Origin of the sequence: Klebsiella sp. HMSC09D12 (assembly GCF_001808475.1) — a bacterium.
Taxonomy (GTDB): Bacteria; Pseudomonadota; Gammaproteobacteria; order Enterobacterales; family Enterobacteriaceae; genus Klebsiella; species Klebsiella oxytoca.
Map to the genome: position 1 here is coordinate 1 of NZ_KV793395.1, position 1,774 is coordinate 1,774.

The window sequence follows — 1,774 nt, forward strand, 5'->3', positions numbered from 1 at the left end:
TCGCGTACAGTCGCATTAAATCGCTTAGATTCGCATAGAATCGCACTACAGCGCCCGGTCTGGACGCCTGTAGCGGCTGGAAGACAGGTTTAGACACCAAAAGGAAGGGCGAACGAGCCGTAGCGCCCAGCTCGACCACACCGACCGATCATTTCCCCTTTGGTGCCCCCTCCCCTTGATCCTTGGGATCAGCCGGATCGACTGGCTTGCCCTTTCTGACCGCCTTGGGCTTCGCGTGGCCAGCCTTGCGCAAGGCCTTGCCGACCTCCCCCATGCCGTGCCAGATCGCGGCCGCCTGTTCGGGGCGCAGTTCCTGCCCTTCCCTGATGGCCTTGGCCAGCGTGACCAGCCACCGATCCGCAGACATGGCCGTGTAGGCCTCCTGCGACTTCTGCGAGGCTTCTCGGCGCTTGGCCAGCCATTCGGCCAGCGTCTCGCGTTCGGCCTCTGTCAGCTCATCCAGCCCGGTCGTGGGCATTTCGGTCGTATAGCGGGCCAGTGTGGCAATGACCGTCTGCCGACCCCGGCCAATGGCCTTGTCGTACACGGTGCGGATGCACTGAATTTTGCGGCCCTGTTCACGTATCTGCATGGTAGCCCCCTTTCCGTATGGTGCGGATAACCATCTATCCGCAGTAATGATAACAAACTATCCGCAGGCGGATAAAATACAAGCATCACATTTCAGATAGAAATCTATCCGCATACAGCTATCATAGCAGCAGTATATGCCGATAAGCGCACTATCTGCACATGCAGACGCCAAATTATCCGCATGCCGATGAAAAGCTATCACGCTACATCATGCCAGACAGTTATCCGCATACGGACGAATTTCTATCCATTGTGCGGATGGTTAACTATCGGCAGAGTGGATAGACGTTTATCCGCATAGGCTTGCGCCCGGCGGCAGGCGGAAGATGCACCAAAGCAGATAACCACCCGGTCAATATGCGGATACAAAATTATCCGAAATTGTGACGGTTGCATCTTGACAAGTTATCGTTTATAAACGACAATATCAGACATGCAGCAGATACGGCACTACCTCGACCCCAACGGACGCGACCACTTCGCCGAGTGGCGCGATCAGGTGCGCGATACCAAAGCGCGAATCGCCATCGACCGGCGCATCATGCGCTTGGAACTTGGCAACTTCGGCGATCACAAGCCCCTGCGTGAAGGCGTGTGGGAGCTGCGTATCGACGTAGGGCCGGGCTACCGCGTTTATTACGCCAAGGCTGGCTTGACCGTCGTGCTGCTGCTCTGCGGCGGCGACAAGCGCAAGCAGAACGCCGACATTGACCGGGCCTGCGCCTATTGGCGTGACTGGCAGCAACGGACAGGAGATTGAACGATGAAAGATCGAGCACACGACACGGCTATGGCCGAAGTGTTCCGCAACGACCCCGCCTACGCGGTCGAGCTGCTGAACAGCATCCTTGAGGATGGCGAGCAAGGCGAACTCTTGATTGCCCTGCGCCAGATGGCCGAGGCCTTCGGAGGCGTGCGGCAGGTGGCCAAGTCGGCCGAGCTGAACCCTAATCAGCTTTACCGCACGCTGTCACAGACGGGCAACCCGGAGGTGCGCAGTCTGACCGCGATCCTTCGCGCTATGGGCCTGCGACTGGCCATCCAGCCGCTGCACCCTACTCCGGCCGCCCACTGATAGCCTGCGGGCTATATGCCCGCGCTTGTTTTTCCTTTTGGTGCAAAACAGAAGCCCGCCGATTGGCGGGCTTGTCTGTATGGTGCCGGTGGTTTAGTTGGCAAC

General features: G+C 58.4%; 3 protein-coding genes. 2 read left to right on the forward strand and 1 reads right to left on the reverse strand.

The annotated features are described in order from the left end of the window. Positions 1-148: 148 nt before the first annotated feature. Positions 149-592 (reverse strand): hypothetical protein, encoded by a 444-nt coding sequence (locus tag HMPREF3178_RS03425; protein ID WP_032734707.1) that lies wholly within the window; start codon positions 590-592, stop codon positions 149-151. A gap of 435 nt (positions 593-1,027) precedes the next feature. Between HMPREF3178_RS03425 and HMPREF3178_RS03430 the strand changes: the two genes are divergently transcribed. After that, the gene (locus HMPREF3178_RS03430) at positions 1,028-1,354 is read left to right on the forward strand and encodes a type II toxin-antitoxin system RelE/ParE family toxin (protein ID WP_004167231.1); all 327 of its coding nucleotides are present in this window, start codon (positions 1,028-1,030) and stop codon (positions 1,352-1,354) included. A 3-nt stretch (positions 1,355-1,357) separates the two neighbouring features. Next, the gene (locus tag HMPREF3178_RS03435; protein WP_004167230.1) at positions 1,358-1,669 is read left to right on the forward strand and encodes a helix-turn-helix domain-containing transcriptional regulator; all 312 of its coding nucleotides are present in this window, start codon (positions 1,358-1,360) and stop codon (positions 1,667-1,669) included. The last annotated feature ends 105 nt before the right edge of the window (positions 1,670-1,774 follow it).

What these genes read in the sequence shown, in the direction of transcription:
- HMPREF3178_RS03430 (WP_004167231.1), top strand. Translation starts at nt 1,028, where the DNA reads ATGCAGCAGATACGGCACTACCTCGACCCCAACGGACGCGACCACTTC.
- HMPREF3178_RS03425 (WP_032734707.1), bottom strand. Translation starts at nt 592, where the DNA reads ATGCAGATACGTGAACAGGGCCGCAAAATTCAGTGCATCCGCACCGTG.
- HMPREF3178_RS03435 (WP_004167230.1), top strand. Translation starts at nt 1,358, where the DNA reads ATGAAAGATCGAGCACACGACACGGCTATGGCCGAAGTGTTCCGCAAC.